General features: G+C 43.7%; 17 protein-coding genes, 1 pseudogene and 1 riboswitch. Of the genes and pseudogenes, 6 read left to right on the top strand and 12 right to left on the bottom strand.

Going from position 1 to position 17,246, the window contains the following annotated elements; all coding sequences use genetic code 11:
- Positions 1-78: 78 nt before the first annotated feature.
- From thiM to AB4484_RS14875, 11 genes are all read right to left on the bottom strand, one after another.
- Positions 79-864: a hydroxyethylthiazole kinase gene (gene thiM / locus AB4484_RS14825; protein WP_372078914.1), complete on the bottom strand. Its 786-nt coding sequence runs from the start codon at positions 862-864 to the stop codon at positions 79-81.
- A 29-nt stretch (positions 865-893) separates the two neighbouring features.
- Positions 894-1,574 carry a thiaminase II gene (gene tenA / locus AB4484_RS14830; protein ID WP_004731635.1) on the bottom strand — a complete coding sequence of 227 codons (681 nt, stop codon included), beginning with the start codon at positions 1,572-1,574 and terminating at the stop codon, positions 894-896.
- 8 nt (positions 1,575-1,582) lie between these two features.
- Complete coding sequence (locus tag AB4484_RS14835; protein WP_372078918.1) at positions 1,583-2,539, bottom strand: ABC transporter substrate-binding protein; 957 nt, start codon at positions 2,537-2,539, stop codon at positions 1,583-1,585.
- A gap of 120 nt (positions 2,540-2,659) precedes the next feature.
- Positions 2,660-3,475, bottom strand: coding sequence for an ABC transporter permease (locus AB4484_RS14840; RefSeq protein ID WP_372078921.1), 816 nt, complete (start codon positions 3,473-3,475; stop codon positions 2,660-2,662).
- Positions 3,468-4,226 carry an ABC transporter ATP-binding protein gene (locus tag AB4484_RS14845; protein ID WP_372078924.1) on the bottom strand — a complete coding sequence of 253 codons (759 nt, stop codon included), beginning with the start codon at positions 4,224-4,226 and terminating at the stop codon, positions 3,468-3,470. The genes AB4484_RS14840 and AB4484_RS14845 overlap by 8 nt, the downstream gene beginning before the upstream one ends.
- On the bottom strand, positions 4,216-5,109 hold the full coding sequence (gene thiD / locus AB4484_RS14850) for a bifunctional hydroxymethylpyrimidine kinase/phosphomethylpyrimidine kinase (RefSeq protein WP_181360296.1): 894 nt from the start codon (positions 5,107-5,109) through the stop codon (positions 4,216-4,218). Before thiD ends, AB4484_RS14845 begins: the two co-directional genes overlap by 11 nt.
- 97 nt (positions 5,110-5,206) lie before the next feature.
- A riboswitch (TPP riboswitch) is annotated at positions 5,207-5,318 on the bottom strand.
- Between the two features lie 98 nt (positions 5,319-5,416).
- Positions 5,417-6,334, bottom strand: coding sequence for a DMT family transporter (locus tag AB4484_RS14855; protein WP_372078927.1), 918 nt, complete (start codon positions 6,332-6,334; stop codon positions 5,417-5,419).
- A gap of 85 nt (positions 6,335-6,419) precedes the next feature.
- A complete protein-coding gene (locus AB4484_RS14860) occupies positions 6,420-7,148 on the bottom strand; it encodes a helix-turn-helix domain-containing protein (protein ID WP_372078930.1) in 729 nt (242 codons plus the stop codon).
- A gap of 173 nt (positions 7,149-7,321) precedes the next feature.
- The gene (locus AB4484_RS14865; protein ID WP_372078933.1) at positions 7,322-8,347 is read right to left on the bottom strand and encodes a DUF4382 domain-containing protein; all 1,026 of its coding nucleotides are present in this window, start codon (positions 8,345-8,347) and stop codon (positions 7,322-7,324) included.
- 422 nt (positions 8,348-8,769) lie between these two features.
- Positions 8,770-9,021, bottom strand: a complete 252-nt coding sequence (locus AB4484_RS14870) for a DUF2999 family protein (RefSeq protein WP_004731647.1) — start codon at positions 9,019-9,021, stop codon at positions 8,770-8,772.
- A 129-nt stretch (positions 9,022-9,150) separates the two neighbouring features.
- Positions 9,151-10,248 carry an ElyC/SanA/YdcF family protein gene (locus tag AB4484_RS14875; protein WP_372078935.1) on the bottom strand — a complete coding sequence of 366 codons (1,098 nt, stop codon included), beginning with the start codon at positions 10,246-10,248 and terminating at the stop codon, positions 9,151-9,153.
- A 484-nt stretch (positions 10,249-10,732) separates the two neighbouring features.
- Here AB4484_RS14875 and AB4484_RS14880 point away from each other — a divergent pair, with 484 nt between their 5' ends.
- On the top strand, positions 10,733-11,407 hold the full coding sequence (locus AB4484_RS14880; protein ID WP_048606098.1) for a glutathione S-transferase family protein: 675 nt from the start codon (positions 10,733-10,735) through the stop codon (positions 11,405-11,407).
- 655 nt (positions 11,408-12,062) lie between these two features.
- Positions 12,063-12,611 carry a mechanosensitive ion channel family protein gene (locus AB4484_RS14885; protein WP_017092057.1) on the top strand — a complete coding sequence of 183 codons (549 nt, stop codon included), beginning with the start codon at positions 12,063-12,065 and terminating at the stop codon, positions 12,609-12,611.
- Positions 12,612-12,730: 119 nt separating this feature from the next.
- Here AB4484_RS14885 and AB4484_RS14890 read toward each other — a convergent pair whose 3' ends face one another.
- Positions 12,731-14,290, bottom strand: coding sequence for a winged helix-turn-helix domain-containing protein (locus AB4484_RS14890; protein WP_372078939.1), 1,560 nt, complete (start codon positions 14,288-14,290; stop codon positions 12,731-12,733).
- 490 nt (positions 14,291-14,780) lie between these two features.
- Between AB4484_RS14890 and AB4484_RS14895 the strand changes: the two genes are divergently transcribed.
- From AB4484_RS14895 to AB4484_RS14910, 4 genes and pseudogenes are all read left to right on the top strand, one after another.
- Positions 14,781-15,260 (top strand): porin, encoded by a 480-nt coding sequence (locus AB4484_RS14895; RefSeq protein WP_017094086.1) that lies wholly within the window; start codon positions 14,781-14,783, stop codon positions 15,258-15,260.
- A gap of 445 nt (positions 15,261-15,705) precedes the next feature.
- Positions 15,706-15,942, top strand: a pseudogene (locus tag AB4484_RS14900) (transcriptional regulator); the annotation flags it as partial.
- A 113-nt stretch (positions 15,943-16,055) separates the two neighbouring features.
- Entirely contained in the window at positions 16,056-16,421 is a 366-nt protein-coding gene (locus AB4484_RS14905; protein WP_372078942.1) for a hypothetical protein, read from the top strand.
- Between the two features lie 152 nt (positions 16,422-16,573).
- Positions 16,574-17,239, top strand: coding sequence for a P-loop NTPase fold protein (locus AB4484_RS14910; protein WP_372078945.1), 666 nt, complete (start codon positions 16,574-16,576; stop codon positions 17,237-17,239).
- Positions 17,240-17,246: the final 7 nt, after the last annotated feature.

Genomic DNA, 17,246 nt, shown 5'->3' on the forward strand with positions numbered 1-17,246 from the left:
CTTTCTTTTAGTTAAAAGCTTTAAATTAAGAGCTATTAACTTCGAACTATCAGTTTTGAGCTTAGAACTAGATTAAACCTACTGAATCTTCAAGCGTTGAATCAGTGTCTCTTCATCGAGTTGATACAGCTCATCAAGCAAGTTCATTTGCAAACTACCTGGGCCTCGTGAGTTCTCAGCCGCTATTTCACTAACCACACCCAGAACAGCTGCAGCAGCCAAACCACTGTCATCACCGACAGCCGCAAATGCTCCGGTCAATGCCGTTAAGGTACAGCCCATGCCTGTCACATAAGGCATCATTGGATGACCATTGTTTAACGTCACAACACTGTCTTTCGTGACAACGTAATCCGTCTCACCAGAAATAACCACATTCGCACCGTATTCAGTCACTAAGCATTGCGCAGCGCCTAATGCAGCATCACTGCTATCCAACGCATCAACGCCTTTGCTCTGTGCTTGCTCACCCGCTAACGCGATAATCTCAGACGCGTTACCACGAATGATTAGCTTATCCGCTAAACGTGCGATTTCACGAGAAGTCTCGGTACGCAATGTGCTTGCACCACAACCCACAGGGTCAAGAACCACCACCTTGTTGTTCGCGTTAGCTTGTTCGACCGCGAAGCGCATTCTCGGCGTCCAAACACTGTCGAGCGTGCCGATGTTAATCACAAGCGCGCCAGAGAAAGACATCATCTCAGCCAGTTCTTGTTGCGAGTGCGCCATAATTGGCGAAGCACCAATCGCTAATAACGCATTGGCCGTGTTGTTCATCACGACGTAGTTAGTGATGTTCACCACCAGTGGCTTTTGCTCTCGTACTGCGCGTAACGATTGAATAATTTGTTCAGTAAGCATGGGTAAATCCTTATTCATTAAAGTCGCTTTTAAGCCGCTGTTGAATCATTAAGAGCGTTCAGTCCTTGCTGCCAAAAAGCCACTTCCATACGCGTTGCGGTTTTGAAGATATGAACGATGTTCTGACCGCGCTCGCTGTTGATATCAATTTCAGCAAGCAGCTGGTTGAAGTATTCCGCGCCCGTTGCTACGCCAGACTGGAACTCTTCACTGCCATACAGTTGCAGCCAACTTGCGTATGGGTTGCCTTCTAATACGGTATCGCTGCTTTCTAACAGCGCTTTACCAATCACAGCGTAACCAATGGAACACGGAGCCAGTGCTGCATATAAGTCAACAAGATCACCCGTCATGCCTGCATCCAGAACGTAGCGCGTGTAAGCAACTGTACCGAAATCTTCCGGTTCGTTTTCCAAATCAGATTCAGTTAAACCCCACTGACCACAGTAAGTCACGTGGTGAGAGATTTCAGAATCTAATAAAGCATGAACACTTGGCAGTGCACGACGCATATCCGCCAGTGTTTTTGCCTTGTAAATCGCCAACGCATAAGCGCGGGCATACTGTTTTAGAAACAGAAAATCTTGCTTCAGATAGTGCAGAAAACATGGTTGAGCTAGCGTGCCGTTTGCTAGCGTTTTAACAAAATCATGCTCTGTGTAGTCTTGCCAATCTTGTTGGCAGGCTTGGATTAAGTCTTGGTATTTCATGAGATTCCTTAGTCAAAATTCGGTACGTAGTCAGCAGCTTTTGGTAGTGATTTGATGATGCCTTTGTCGAACATGAACTGTGCGTAATCGTCGTAACGTTTCAGGTCGACAGCAGAAGGGCGAAGTGCAAAACGAGTTAGCGTGTCGTTCCATGCGCGTTGGTTAAGCTCGTTGTTCAACGTATCTGGTGAATACGCAACAAACTCGCTCCATGACTCTTGTGGGTGGTTCACGATGTAAGTTGTTGCTTGTTCCAATGCTTTATTGAACGCTTTGATCGCTTCATCATCGTGCTGCTTTGCGTTCGCAACAAAGATAAGCTCATCGTAAGCTGGCACACCGTGCTCTTCTGGGAAGAACGCTTTTGCTTTAAAGCCTTCAAGGGCTAACTGGTTGGTTTCGAAGTTACGTAGACCACCCCAAATTGCATCTACCTTGCCCGATGCCAATGAAGAAGACAGTGCCCAACCAACATTGATGGTTTGCACGTCCGTAAACTCAACATTTTCTTGCGCTAACATGGTGCCGATAGTCGCTTCTTCGTTTCCAGCGATCGCAATACCGATCTTCTTGCCTTTCAGATCCGCTAGCGAATCGTTCTTGCCGTTATCCAATACCATTAGTGTGTTCAGTGGCGTCGCGATAAGGGTTGATGCACGAACTAAAGGAAGGTCCGCTGCCACATCCATGGTTAAACTTGGTTGGTAAGTTACCGCTAAATCGACCTTACCTGCCGCGACCAACTTTGCTGGCGTGCTTGGGTCTGCTGGTTCTTGAATTTCAATGTCTAAGCCTTGGTCAGCAAAGTAGCCACGCTCTTGAGCGATCACAATTGGGCCATGGTTCGGGTTCACAAACCAATCCAACATCAGCGTCAGTTTCTTTTGTTCAGAGTCCGCTAGAGCATGACCTGAAACCAATGAAGCAAGCAGTGCCACTGCACCTATCAATTTTGTATTTTTCACAGTTAACCTTTCCTTTTGAATATTATTCTTATGTTTATCGAGCTAGTTTTTAACGAGGTTTTGTTTAGATAAATAGCCTTGAGCGAAGCTTTATTAAACAAAGAGTTATTGAGCGAACCATCATTGGTTTTCCCAAGGGATAGCCTTTTTAAGTAATTTGTCTGTGATGAAGTAGAGCGAGATTGAAAGCACCGCCAAGATGAATAAGGCCGCAAACATCTCGTCGATGATCATGCGCGCGTTGGCTTGCAGCATTAAGTAGCCTAGCCCTTCACTCGAACCCACCCACTCACCGACAACCGCGCCAATTGGAGCAATAACCACAGCGACACGAATACCAGACGCCAGTGTTGGCAGCGCAGCAGGCAGCTGGATATAACGCAGTAGTTGCCATTTCGATGCACCCATCGTCTTAGCAAGGTCAAGATAACCTGTCGGGGTATTTCGCAGGCCGTCATAACAACATGTAGTCACGGGGAAGAAGATAATGATCGCCGCCATCACCACTTTTGAGGCGATGCCATAACCCAGCCACAGCATCAATACTGGCGCAATCGCAAACACAGGGATCGCTTGGCTAGCAATTAAGATAGGCAACAACCAGCGTTTCAGCGGTTCGAACATCAACATCTGCAGGGCGAAAAATAGCCCCATAGACAATCCGAGTAACAAGCCAAGTAGGATTTCTTGCGCAGTCACCCATGTGTGTTTGAGTAACACATCGTAACGTTCGATTAGCTTAATAAAGACTTCTGCAGGCGCTGGCAGAATGAAGCTCGGCATCTCGAAGATAACCACCACCATTTGCCATAAACCGAGAATCACGGCGCTGCTGATAAGCAAACGCATAAAGGGATTCATCTGACGAGGACGTGTAGTGGTAGTCTGTACGTTAGCTGAACGAGCCACAGCTTCGCTTCGTGTTAGATCATTCATAATCTCGCTCCAACTGATCTAAGATCGCTTGTTGCAGCTCAGCACATTCACCGTCTAGCACTCTCGGCGTTGACGTGAGAGGCACAGATAAAGACTGAGCGCTCGCCGGTGTGCCTTGCAACACATACAAGTTATCCGCCAAACGCACCGCTTCTTGTGGATCATGAGTAATCAACACAACGGTTTTATCTCTTAACAGTTCACACGCTAAGCTCTGTAACTTGTGTCTTGTTACCGCATCCAGCGCAGAGAACGGCTCGTCCATCAGCACAACAGGTTTGTCTTGCATTAAGGTGCGAGCCAAAGCAACTCGCTGACGCATACCGCCAGACAATTGATCCGGCATAGCATCCGCGTGATCAGCCAAACCAACCGCAGCTAACAACTCTAGTGCTTGGTTGGTTTGCTGTTCTTTATCAGAAACTGGATTTTGAAAGCGATGACTCAGGCATACATTGTCGATAACCGATAGCCATGGCAGTAACAAGTCTTGCTGTGCCATGTAAGCGATGCGGTCCGTTAAAGGCAATTCATCGGACGTTGCCAATGTGCCCTGCCACTCCACCTTGTCGTCCAGCAAGCCTGCCAGATAACGCAATACCGTGGTTTTTCCGCAACCACTTCGACCCAGCAATACCGTCCACTTACCTGCGTTTAAGCTAAGCGACAACCCAGACAAGGTCGCGTACTCGCTGTCTCGGTAACGTAACGTCGCGTTGCTGAGTTGAACGCCAACCGTATTAACGGACATTACCGTGTCCAGCGAAGAAGTGATTTACCGGGCCATGACCTTGACCAACTTGCAACTCATCAGCATGAGCAATCGCGCGAGAAATGTATTGTTTGCCTAGGTCAACAGCTTCTGCCAGCGTGTTACCCTGAGCCAAGAAAGAAGCAATAGCAGATGAAAGCGTACAACCCGTACCATGCGTGTTTTTAGTCGGGAAACGCTTAGCACTAATCAAGGCAGAGGTGGTTGGTAGAATCAGTAGGTCATTACTGTTTTCATCTTTCTCTAAATGGCCGCCTTTGAGAAGAACGGCTTTAGCACCTAATGCGCGCAGGTCTTCAATCATGCCCTGCATTTCAGCTTCGCTTTCAGGTACTGGCTTGCCTGTAAGTGCAGCGCCTTCTGGCAAGTTAGGGGTGATAATGTCTGCCAGCGGAATCAGTTCTTGCTTTAGCGTTGTAATGGCAGAGTTTTCTAAGAGAAGATCGCCACTTGTTGCGACCATTACAGGGTCAATCACTAAGTGTTTAGGTTGGTACTGCTTAATTTTGTCAGCGACGACTTTGATGATTTGCGAATCGGCCAACATGCCGACTTTCACGGCCACGATATTCAGGTCAGTGAAAACTGCATCTAACTGACTAGCAACATGGTCGAGTGGAATAGGAAAAATGGCGGAAACGCCTTGCGTGTTCTGGGAAGTGATCGCGGTAATTACCGAACAAGCGAAACTACCTGTCGCAGACATAGCTTTAATATCAGCTTGGATACCTGCACCGCCGCCACTGTCTGAGCCAGCGATCGTCAATACAATCGGAGTGTTCGTTCGAATCGAACCATCCACAGAATGCTGTGAAGCTGAGGCTTTTGGCGTTAAATCTTTTGAAATAGAACTGTGTGTCATTGTCGCTCCTACTATCTTACAAGACGTAGGAGAACGAACACCGATCGAAGGAGAAGTCGCATTGGATTCATGAAGAGTCTTCATGAGTGCAGACGTAGATCAAGTGCTTATAGTTCCCTACGCCAGTGTTAACTGAATCAGGTTCAACGGGTCTCGATTAACGATCTCAGCAAACACCTAATAAGGTATATGCCCCCCGACTATTGATAGCGATAGTAACAGCACTCTCACAACTGAGATACTGATTTTATTCAATTATAAGAATTACGCATGAATAAATTTCAATTAGGCTCAACAAAACAAATACTTATAACGTTCCTTTAGCTGGCTTCGACTGTATAAACAAGCACAGCACAATCAGAGACATACCTAGCCAGCCAGTAAAAGAAATCAGCTCACCGACAACGCAGACGGCAAGCACCGCTGCAACTACTGGTTCAAACAGAGTCAGTAGATTGGCACTACTCGCGGTCACATGGCGCAGACCAAAACTGAAGGCGACATAGCCCAAGCATTGTGGGATTAAGGTCAGATAACTGATGACTAATACGTTGGTCTGCGAGGAAAACAGGTTCTCACCCGTAAACCAGAGCGTTGGCAACAACAACATCGCGCCGAGGCCAAAAATACTGCCCATCGCCGCTTGCGACTTAATCCCTTTATCGATCAGTGCTTTTGTCGCCCAAGAATAAATGGCGTAACACAGCCCTGCGAGCAAACCCAAGGCAATACCCAACAGCTTGAGATCATCACCGGATTCATTCGTCGATGAAGATTCTGAAAACACTAACAGCCCAATACCCACCACACCAGTCGCAAAGCTAGTGAGCCAACGTTTGTTGATATTATTATTTTTGCTAATCAGACACTCTAACAGTGCCGAAAAGAAAGGTGCGGTTGCAATCGAAACCACGGTACCAATCGCCACGCCTGATAATTTCATCGAAGAATAGAAAGCCAAAGGGTAGACCGCCAAAGCCAAAGCGCTCGCTGCCAACAGCCTCTTGTTCTGCAAAAGCTTGTCAAACGCGAATAGGATTTTTCGATATGCCAAGCCAGCTTGAATTAGGCCGCCGACACCCATAGAGAAAGCACCAATCGCTAATGGACTAAGATCGGGAGCAAAACTTGCGGCGGTGCCTGTCGTACCCCATAAAATAGAAGCAAACAAGATAGCTAAAGTGCCCGTTTGGAATTCGTTAACGCGATTGATGGCAAGATTCATTTCTATTACCCAATTTTCAGTTCTGAAATAGATAATAGTGAAGATTGCTAAAAGTTAGTTTGCCGAAAGGACGCTATTATTGTTTCTAAAGACTCTCTTTCATTGAGCCTAGAAACGCCCTTGGGGACATTCCAAAGTGCTGAGAGAAGCGGCGACTGAAAGCAGAAACATCACTATACCCCACATTTTCAGCAATCAACTGAACCGGTAAATCGGTGTGGGTTAGCAAGGCTTGGGCTTTCTCCATACGATAGCGAGTGATGTATTTAAGCGCACTGATGCCCAGACATTCTTTGAAGCGTTTTTTGAATTGGGTAGGACTCAAACAGGCCGTTTCAGCAAGTTGTGAAATGGATAACGGCTGGGTATAGTTATCCGCGATTAGCCTTTGTACGGCACGGATTCTTGGGTCGATGCTCTTACTCAGTTGTTGTTGCTCTAACAGCAGTGAAAACACATCCAAGATTGATGACTCAATACCACTATCGACCTGATACTCCAGCTGCTTCTCAACAAACAACAAGAAGCTCATCAAAGGTGGTGTTATCGTGAAAACCGAGAGCTCATGCTCCAACAAGTGCTGCGGCAACTCCGCCATATCCGCGACAATAAACCGCGCGGCTTCATCCGCTTTAAACGCATGCGCTGTGGTTACCGGAATTACGACACATTCGCCCACGGCCACTTTGCCGACATACCCCACCATCTCGATATTGATACTGCCTTGGATCGGCAATACCAATTGATGATGGTCATCATGAGCATGAGTATTAAATTGCTTGGTGTAAGATCGAATGCTTAAGCTAGATTTCATGAGCAACGCCGGAGTACATTTCGCTAGGTTAAAGTAAGAGACACAACGTTACATCATCACTTCCCTAGAGTCACACTCAATGCGTATCAAATTCATGCTAACTCGGTGACATGATCAAAAACGGCCTCCAAATGAGAGGCCGTTTTGATTAAAAAGCGTCATTCACATAAAGCTTAGAATGACACTTGGCTATCCTGACCAACCACTACCTGAACACTATTTTGAACATCATAGATTTCAAAACCATCAGCAACTGGATCAGCATTGTCTTCATCACTGTCGAACTGCGCTGTACAGGTATACCCCAATGAGTAAGTACCTGGATCGATGAAGCCCAGAGAGAACTCATAGTTAGTCTGTGCTTGATTCATTGCCACTGACGCTGAAGTGATCGGTTTCACTTCATCACTGCCGCCAATCGGAGCCATGTCAGCTTGTTCAACATCACCTTCATACAAGTACACCGACTGAACAAATGTATTATCACCACCGTTACAAGTGTCATAAGTAGAAAGAGCAACAGTGCCTTCAATGTTTCCTGTCTCAACCGTATTGATAAGGCTTACAGACGTTCTTTGAATAGTGTAATCAGGGAAAGTTGAACTGTTCTTTAAGCCTCGTCGAAGATCGAACTCAACAACAAAATCGTTACTCTGTTGGTTCACATTAAATGAATCATTAAAGTAAAGCACGCCAGCGTTATCTTCTTTACCCACACCTTGCGGACACGCGCCTTCACCTTTCACCGTTAACTCATGAGTCGTATCATCGTTTTCTATCACGTATGATGGATCTGTTGGATGATCGCCATCATTGGCAAACACACACAACTTATAGCTGCCTACCGGAATGACCTCATTTTCAATCAAAGGAAGCGCATCGCTGCCTTGGTAATCCAGCAAATTCACACTTAATGGAATCGGATCCTCGCCATCTGGCAATGGATCGCCATTTTCATCAACGTAATCGCCGTTTTCGTCCGTTTTATACACATCATATATCAGTGGCGAACCTCCCCCTTGAGGAAGTAAAGCGACCTTACTGAATGTCACGGTGACATCTTTAACATCATCAATGGGCGCATCACTCACGCTTAAGGTAATGGGTGTCGTGCTGCTTGATGAACTTGAATCACCGCCACAACCAACAAGCCCAACCAGCACAAGACTCGCTAAAGCGGTTTCCTTTAAATACTTCATAACTAGCTTCCTATAAATCACTGCTTAATAGAGGGCTTAGTTTGTTGCCCTCTTATTCTTTTCCTTAATGTGACTCATGGACAAACCGCGCTTATGGCCCAAATCAGTTAGCCCTATTATTTAGGGCTGTCTTCATCCAAAAACTCTGTTCATCAAGGTGCACATATCAGGTCGCACATAGGTTAATTAAGTCTAGTAAGTAAATTGTCAGTAGTCGCACATGTTTGGCAAGGTTGCTGTCAATTGTGTTGAAATGGTCGGTATGTAAAGGATAAGAAAGGATGATTGATAGCACTCAAATCAAAGTCAAAAATCGCCACCAAGATCAAAAAAGGCCGTTAAGACAGCTTGTTGCTGAACTTAAACGACCTTTTTAAGGAATGTGGATTAAGCTAATTCGATATTAGCTCATTCAAATTCACTTATTTTTGAAGTTGCTCTTTAGCCGCTTCAACCTTAGAAAAATCTAGGCCAAGCTCTTCAACTGCTTCTTTGATTAGCGCAGGGTTTTGCATTACCTGACCCATCAGCATTTGAAGTTTGTCTTGAGGTAAACCAAGTTGGCTGATCGTCGCCATTGCTGCAAGAGGGTTCTCTGTCAGCGTTTTAAATAGCTCACTGATCTGCTCGTCGCTAATATTATTCTCTTTCAACATCGCTAAAATCGGGTTCATTTTTTTGCCTTTGAAACACTAAATTAAATAGGAGCACAGCATATCATCTAGCTGTGCTCGATTGTACTAACAAGTGACGCTTTGGTTTAACGCGAACCGCACTTTTCCCAAACGCAAACAATGCTTGGCTTAACGAGATTCCAGTGGGTAAGAACGGTAGCTCCACATGCCATAAGTTCTTAGAGCATCACGGTAGATACCTAATAGCTCACCACTGCTCGCTTTCTTAAGATCTTCTAGCGGCTTATCTGGGTAAGAAACCGTATCGAAGGTAATGCCCTGTGGGCCTGTCTGCCAGCTCGCGATTTCAAACAGAGTTTGACCACGGCGAACATGGCTCGCCGAACTGATAATAGTCGCGTGTTTAATATCATGACGAGCAAGCGCGTAGCTACTGAACAAGGCATTACCTACCGTGCTGGTCGCGTAGTTCTCTTCAATGATGCGATCTTTGCTTACCCCTTTTTCGATAAGCCAATCTGCCATCAACTTACCTTCTGTCTTGTGATTCTTCGGCACGCCACCCGTTAACACGATCATCGCATCTGGGTTCGCTTTCGACATTTCTAATGTGGTTTCAAGGCGTTCAATCAAGATTTGATGCATAGAACCATCTGGGTTAAGCGCATAGCCCAAAGTGACAATGGCGCCGTGCTCATCCAATAAACCTTTGTCCGCCGACTCTTTCAGTGGTGTTTCTAGCACGCAATCAACCGTAGCAAAAATACGTTTGATGTCTTCGGCTTTGCCCTTGTTCAGGCTTTCCAGTTTCTCCATATGCTTGTTGGATTCACTTTCATTGCCTTCAAATCTTTGCCAAACCGCAAGATACGCATGCAAGTCGACATCGTCTGGTGCAACCGTCAATGCTTGCTCAAACAGCTCAATAGCGCGCTCTGCATTCTTGTTGTAGATCTGAGCGTTTGCTGCCGAGATCAACAGGTCAGTACGGTAAGGTTCTAACTGGTACGCTTCTAACAATCGGTTGGTCACAATTTCCATGTTGCTTGGCATTTTAGCCGTGAAGCCCGCGTGTGAAATTCTTGCCGGAGACTTAAACGCCTGCAACGCATCAAGAAGTAGTTGGTCGACAACTTGTCGCTTAGTCACCAACTGCGCGTAATCCGCAGAAGCCTGTACAGCGCCATCGTTAGCAGCAAAAGAGTAAGGTGTTGCGCCAAAAGCGAGCATGCCACCAAGAGCGAGGGCGATAATGTTCTTTTTCATGGAAAGATCCTGTGTCGTTAAGTGTTCACATCAGATTTGCTCACCAATGTAAGCCCCCAAGATTAAAAAACCGTGAACCAAACCTTACTCTCCAAGGTTGATATTCATTTGTTGCATAAGGTGTGGCTGCAGATCACGATTTTATGCGCCAGAGTAAGCTCAAATATCCAGATAGCTTCGAGTTATGAGGAGCTCCCTTGATCACTTTGGAATATTTAACTTCGAATCCCACATCCCGATTCCATCTAAACCCATAAGTTTAGAAGCTCAACATCAAACTTAAATGTGCATTTTATGTTCATTATTTCAGCTACTTAAAACGCTATCTCCCTTTCAGTCGATGCTCATTCACGTTTGCTCAACCAAGTTCAAAAAGCACAGGGTGTGATATCAAATCCGTCAATTCACAGAAAATTCAAAAATCAATCATTGAACGATCGTTCAAGTGGTGTTTTAATAAATCACCAATACAAGGAGTTACCCCATGCTTAAGTTCTATTTTCACCAAACACCAAACCCAATGAAGATCGCTCTGTTTTTGGAAGAGACAGGCCTAGATTTTGAACTTGTTCCTGTCGATACCTTAAAGGGTGAGCAGCATTCACCGGAATATCGTTTAATCAATCCAAATGGCAAAACGCCTGCGATTGAAGACGAAGGACAACGTGTATTCGACTCTAACGCTATCTTGCTGTACCTATCTGAGAAAACAGGCAAGCTAGCTGGTCAGCCAGAAGACAGAGCTGAACTATTATCTTGGATGATGTTTATCGCCAGCGGTCTTGGTCCATACTCTGGCCAATCGGTACACTTCCGTCATGCTGCACCTGCAGGATTAGATTACGCGGTAAATCGTTATCTACGCGAAGCGCAACGTCACTACGAAGTATTAGAGAAACATATGGAAGGTCGTGAGTTTTTCGTCGGAAATGAGTACACCATCGTCGATGTCGCGGCATGGGGTTGGATTGACAAAGCACCGGTTGTGCTTGGTGAAGAAGGCTTAGAACCTTACCCGAACTTGAAGCGCTGGTTCGATGCAATCAACGCCCGCCCTGCTGCACTGCGTGCTCGCGAAATCGGCAAAGGCATTGAGTTTAAAACCGAACGTGATGAAGAGGCGCTTAGAGCGTTATTCCCGTCTAACTTCGCTGAATAGCAATAATAGTAACAAGAACTCTATTACCGACACTCACCAGTTAAGCGTTCAGAACATGAATACGAAGCTCAGTTCCGTGCTGAGCCGTATGGTCAAAACTGAGCTTGATTGGTGAGCTAAGATCGTTCTTCAATCAAGTTCGCCTGTTATAAAGCAATTCTTATCTATTTCCTTTAAAGCCTTTAGAAGCAGTGCCGATTCTCGATTTCAAGCGTGTAGAAACAGACGTTGCGCGAATACGACCAACTACTGTCCAGAAAATTATGAATTGAGTAATGAGTAAGGTCAGCATCTTAAAAGAACCTCATTTCTAACGGCTTTGACTGCTTGGTTTTTCGCCTTTTATGGATATAAATAAACACTAACTTTATAACTATGATTGTCATGACTAACTCGATGATGAACAAAGGAGCGCTTATTCTACAAATTGAATTACATCAGACATCACAGAAGGCTTACATATCAGTTATAAAAATATAAACAAAAAATAAAGTAATACTAATCAATAACTTGTTACTAAAAACCATATCGACAAGATTTATTGAAATCAAAAATGGCTTCTATTCATTTCTCGTATTATAAAACGATAATCGTTTGATGATGCGCACATTCAAGCAACTATGCACAATAACGGCTCATCACAATTGAGGTCGTTATGCCGAACTTTCTAGTCCACATTTTTAATACACTAAAGCAATATGATTTGCTGCTTGCCCTTGTATTTATTCTTGCCTATTGGCTTCTCAAACGTTTTATTTCGACGACCGTTATCAACCTTGCACAGGTAAAGTCTGTCGCGACGACACGCACAATGTTCATCATTCGCTGCTTCAACATTTTCTCGTTCATACTGCTGTTTGCGACCTATATCATCGTCAGTGGAATTGGCTATGGGAACTTCACCATTTTCATCTCGTCCTTGGTGACGGTTTTTGGTGTCGCCTTCATCGCCCAATGGTCAATTCTGAGTAATATCACCGCGAGCTTTCTGATCTTCTTCGTATTCCCTTACCGAATTGGCGATTCAATCATTGTTGCAGATGGGGATGATATCGAAGGAAAGATCCTTGAGATTAAGATGTTTCATACTCTAATCAAACACCCAAGCGGCAACTTAATTGCTTACCCAAATTCTCTGCTGTTGCAGAAAAGCGTAACTAAGGTATTAAAGAAGAACTCTCCACGTACAGAAAGGCCTCGGTAACCGAGGCCTTATCATGTAATAGAGAAGCGAAACGCATTAGTTAGGTTGCTGTTTCTAGTGCGATTGCTATTTCTATTGCGGCTGCTACTGCTACCGCTTTTATCTGCTTTTAACTTTCACTATTTACCGTCAACGTCGAGTTTGACGCCCTGAAGTTGTTCAATCAGTTTGTCTAAATTACTGTCAAAGAACAACGGACCGGCTAGCGTCAATGCAATCGGGGAAGAAGTATTTTGCGTCGCTTGCAAATACAACTCTTTGGCACCCATAGTGTTGCCACGCGCCTCTTCTGCTTTAGCCATTAACAGATAAGTCAGAGGGGTATGTTGATTGTAAGGAATCGACAACAAGATCTTTAACGCCTTATCAGGCTCACTTTGAGACAGCGCTAATATTGCGTTCGCTTCACAAACACGAGGATTACTTCCTCGCTTAAGAATGGCAGACAAAGACGAGGAATATTGCTCATTCAACGCCTTGATTCTAGGTTTAATATTTTCCTCATCTGTTGAGAAAACCGTCAGCACTTCACTTATGTAACTCACCGAAATAGCATAAGCGTTATCTGGAGCCAGCGCTCTGGCCTCTCGAAAATGCTTAAGCGCCATATCAAAATCCACGGTGCTGTAAGAAACCCCGGTCGCAGACATCAACGCCTTGACCGATTCCTTATCCTGAGGAAAAACAGAAATATTGCGCTTTAACTCTTCTTCAGGCACATCGATATACATAGCACGCAATAAATCATCGATCATCGCAGCAAACGTCTCATGGAAACGAGCAAAGTTGGTGGAATAACGGCGGTTTAAATGCACGCCTCCCGACGCTCGGTTAACATACTTCACCAATAAACGAGTTTTCTTGCCGTCGCTGCTTTTTGCCGTTGAGATATTAAACTCAATCGCGGCCAACTTCTTATGCTCATCAGACTTAACCACTCTGATATTGCTATAAAAACCAATATGTTCAATCAGCTTAATTACGATTCCATAAAGCTCTGGTTGCGCCTTAACCTCTTCCGTTACATTCAATACAACATAACGAAATTCATAATGACTTAATGAGTGAGCCGAGCTTGCTTGCGAAGGGCTTTGTTTGTTCTGAGAAAACCACATATATGATGATTGTAAAACAATGACAACCGCCAAAAACGCCAGTATGTAATGCAGCTTTCTACTTCTTGGAGAATTTTCTGATGGCTTTACATAGCCCTCTTCCCTATCTTCTCTTTTGACAAACTCTTTGGCTTCAGGCGTTGATTGGCGTTCATTAACATCAAGCTGCTCTGGTTTTTGGAGAGCGGTTTTTTGGAGAGTTGTTTTTTGGAAATCAGGTTTTTGGAGCTCTACTTTCTCAACTTTCACTTCACCATCAAATCGGTAGCCACGCTTTGGAACGGTAACAATATAACTGCTTGCCCTTTTACTGTGTGTTTTCAGAACTTTTCGTAGTTCAAATACCGCTTGGGTGACAACTTGGTCGGTTAATACACTGCCATTCCAAACCTCTTCAATTAACTCATCACGCGTATGAGTCAAACCCGGGTTCAAACATAAGAACTCAAGCAACTTAGTGAGGCGGTTATCAATCGTAATACACGAATCAGCAAACTGAATCTGCCCTTCGTTAGGCATAAACTGCCACTCATCGACGATAAAACTGATGTTTTTCTCAAGCATTCACGCTCACTCACTCTTTATGGCTCTTCTTATCGTCTAAACATAGCTTCAATCCAATGATTTTGCTGATAATTTCGACCTGTTGTGTGTGATTTTTCACAATTTTCGTTTCAGCCGACATCATTCAGAAGCATTTCCATAAAATTCACGGCGGTTATTGTCAAAACTCAGAGCAAGCAAAAATTAATACGAGCGCCCCTAAAATTCTCTCAACAAAAATAGAGCCTAACTAACTGTAATAATTAACTTTATATTTTCTTGATATTGAAGTTATGAAACTTTATGAACTGGTGAGCTTTACGTTATGTCAGCGAATCACAAAATCTGCATGATAGCTCCACACCGCAAGTGAGGGGCGACATGCAAACGAGAGAAAGGCATAACGTTCCCTGTAGTCACTTGCAATAAGGACATAAGAATTGATGTAGACACATCACCCGCTGAAGGATTAGGGAACATTAGTTAACCTTTATATTAAGAGCTTTAAACCATGAAACTGAACAAATTTATTCTTCCTATCGCTGCTATCTTCTTCGTAACTCAAGCAAGCGCTGACCCATATATTGGTGCTAGCTACCTATATTCTGAGTACCAAGCTGAAAGCGACAATACAGATTTCAGTGATGAGAATAGCGGCTACAGCCTTTACTTAGGCTACCAGATTAATGACCTACTATCGGTTGAAGCTGGATACGCGGATTTTGTTGATACACACAAAGACTTCGAACACATTTATTCAGATGCATGGTTAGCAAGTACAAAACTCACACTACCTATTACGATTTTTGACGTATACGGTCGTCTAGGTATCGGTCACTTCCAAAGTAACCTAGGTGATACAGACGACATTTACTACGGTGTGGGTACAGGTGTAACTCTAGGTCCTGTTCGTGTTGCACTGGAATACACAATGTACGAAGCAAAAATCGTAGACAACAGCTACGCACTAAGCGCTGAATTCCGTTTCTAATAGGGTAAGTAATAAGGCTCCCTAGCCTTCCCTACACAATGAACACCATCAAGCCTCTGACATTCCATCAGAGGCTTTTTGCGTTGAATTTAAAACCGAACGGGATGAAGAAGCGAAACGAGCACTGTTTCCTTCGAATTATGCGAAGTAGAAGTAGTTAAGCCTGACAATGAGGCTCAGTAGTGAACTGCTGAGTCGCTTTTCTCTATTTTCCTCTCAATTTAAACTCAAACTACACCTCCACGCCTTCATTCGACGTCCTCTTCCTAGATTAAGTTGGTACCAATTAACCTATTTGTAAGTGCTCTCAAAGCCATAAGTAACTGTTACAAGTCATAAAATACTTATTTAGAGCTACTTGATATGAAATCATAATGATATTCTATATATCATTAAATATTTCATAGGCTTTGTAATGAGCCTTTTAAGTCAATCTAAGTGTGGTTTGTATATGACGGGCATCGAGCACGATGAAACGAGATTCATTGCCGATAAAGAAATTCACCAAGCAGCTAGCGGCACGTACTTAGTGGATATGGACGGCCTACTGTCTCTAGACGACATTCAGATCCTACCAGGTAAGAAACTAGCGATCAGCTTTAACGGTTCGACTCTAACAGTCGAAGAAGATGAAGTGAGAGTTGTGGGTAGAGTCGCGTTAACGCTAACCAAAATTAAATAGATAATTAAGCAGCACAGTAGCAGCTCGGAAACGCCATCCAATACTCTAGTTGCAATGCTGTGAAACGGCTCTGGCCAAGTCATTTTGCTTTTTCTGAATTCATAGGACACCTTATGGAATTACATACTCAACTTATAGTACATCGAGATTCATCTGATCATGTATCCAGTATACTTGATTCCAATGGTGTCAAGTACAGTGAGATACAAACTTTCTCGACTGGTAATATGGATACCGTTATTTGGATAGTTCAACACACGCCATGGGAAAGTATCGCCGCTGTTATTGGCTCTTTCTGTGTAGTGAAAGCTGCGAAGATAAAGGCTAAATCTCGAAAAAAAGTAGTAATAACTTATCCCGACAATAGCAGAGTTGAAATTACTGGTGATAATACGCTAGAGGAAATTAAACAAATTCTTCATCCACATAAGCAGGTTTACATTTCGATGTATGAAGACACTAACGAAATCAATGAATAGTAAAGCTCATATGTATCAAGGCTTTTATCCAAAGCCATCTATAGAAAAGGTTTATATAGTAGATTTGATAAAGAATCTTGCACGTAAACAAAGCTCTACCACAACATTCACAACGAAAAAATTCAAGGCCTTGTACTATCATGACTAGCAATATGAAATTTCAGGTAGAAAAACCCTCCTCTCAAGATCTGTTTGGCAGTAACGGCCATGATAATACCGCAACTGCAATTAAAGAAACGCTAGAGCACTTCTCTGATATTCACCTTATTGGCTTAGAGGGGGAGCTAGGAGCAGGAAAAAGTACGGTCCTGCAACTACTAAAATCAAAACTCGAACCAAACAAGTTCTCCTTTATCGAATTTGATGTAGAAAAATATCACCATTCTTCAACTAAAAGCTCATTTATTAAAGTTTTATCTTCAGAGCTAAAAAGACTTTATAGTTCGAATTCAAAAGATATTGACGAAGCGAAAGACCTTGCGCTCGGAAATAAATTCACTTACAAAAAAGAGGTAAAAAGTAATTTACCTTGGATTTCCTTCATACTAGTCATTTGTCTTCTATTAACCGCAAGAACAATGCAACCCGCGCTAGAAGCTATCGCAGATATTATTCGCGCACTAAATGATGACAACTTAGCTGAGAGGCCTATTTTTACTAGTGAGCAGTTGATTAATATCATGCTTGGATTTTCTCCTCTCATCTTAGCTTTAGGCTTAACCAGTCTTAGATTCTTCGGGAGCAAGGTTAAATGGGGTTGGTTATCAAAACTACCAAATATAGGAAGTGCATTAAAACGCAACTCAATATACCCGTGATCATTGA

The sequence above is a fragment of the Vibrio sp. 10N.261.46.A3 genome, assembly GCF_041472995.1.
GTDB classification, from domain to species: domain Bacteria; phylum Pseudomonadota; class Gammaproteobacteria; order Enterobacterales; family Vibrionaceae; genus Vibrio; species Vibrio coralliirubri.